2 protein-coding genes are annotated in these 1,000 nt (G+C 29.1%); both read left to right on the forward strand.

Annotation, left to right across the window (positions count from 1 at the left end; all coding sequences use genetic code 11):
• A partial coding sequence (locus BM384_RS17180; RefSeq protein WP_139232172.1) for an immunoglobulin-like domain-containing protein occupies positions 1-561 on the forward strand: 561 nt, incomplete at its 5' end.
• A 13-nt stretch (positions 562-574) separates the two neighbouring features.
• Positions 575-883 carry a hypothetical protein gene (locus BM384_RS17185; protein ID WP_090015509.1) on the forward strand — a complete coding sequence of 103 codons (309 nt, stop codon included), beginning with the start codon at positions 575-577 and terminating at the stop codon, positions 881-883.
• Positions 884-1,000: the final 117 nt, after the last annotated feature.

Below are 1,000 nucleotides of genomic sequence, written 5' to 3' on the forward strand. Positions count from 1 at the left end.
TTTTTTATTTTATTCAGTTGTAAAATTATTCAAGCATTTTTGCACTATTATAGATCTAATATAATATATCCAGATATTGATTTAAGTAAGCTTTCTGTAGGAAAACATACAATTCAATATAAAGTTATTGATAGTGATGGCAATGAAACTATAGTTGATAGATACGTTAATGTTTCAAAGAATATAGTAAATGAAAATCATGTGCCAGTAATTGTTTTAAGCAATAATAAGATAACTATAAATAATACTGATAAGATAAATTTACTTGATTATGTAGATATTGCTTATGATTATGAAGAGGGTGATCTGAAAGATAGAGTAACATATACTGCTCCCGGTGATATAAATACTCCAGGTAATTATAAAGTTACATATTCGGTAAAAGATAAGAATGGAGCAACAGCTGCTGCAGTATTAGAAGTAGAGGTTATAGAAAACATAGTGGAATCAGATAATAATTCTAATAATAATGATAATAGTACTAATATTGTGCTTCCACCAATTACTGATACTATAGTAGATAATGTTATTGAATCTATAACAAGTAGAAAATGTAGATGAAATAAATAATAATATGGTTGATGAAATTGAAGAGGTAAATGAAGTAGAAGCTGAAGATACAAATGAAATTGAAGAAGAAACAGATGAAGAAACTGAAAATAAATTAGATGTTGATTCAGACTTTGATAATAGTACAAGTAGTGATTTTGAAGATGAAAGTAATACTGGAAAATATTCAAAAGCAAAAGGCTTTATGGCATCTAAAACAGCAAAAACAGTTGCTGCGGCAGGTGTTGTAGGAGGAGCAGCAGCTACAGCAGCAGCGGCTGCAACAGGAAAGTTATCCTTTGCAAAATTATTAAGAGTTTTATTTAGAAAATAAGATAAATTATAAAAGTAGGGGCTAGTTATTATATGAACCGTAGCCGGCATCGGCAACTGGATATTTGGGATAATGCCCATATGTATCATTAAATTTTTCAATTAGAGGAACAAAACA

It is taken from the genome of Clostridium sp. DSM 8431 (assembly GCF_900116755.1).
In the GTDB taxonomy this organism is placed as follows: domain Bacteria; phylum Bacillota; class Clostridia; order Clostridiales; family Clostridiaceae; genus Clostridium.

Coding starts and splice junctions, on each gene's coding strand:
- BM384_RS17185 (WP_090015509.1), top strand. CDS start 575: ATGGTTGATGAAATTGAAGAGGTAAATGAAGTAGAAGCTGAAGATACA.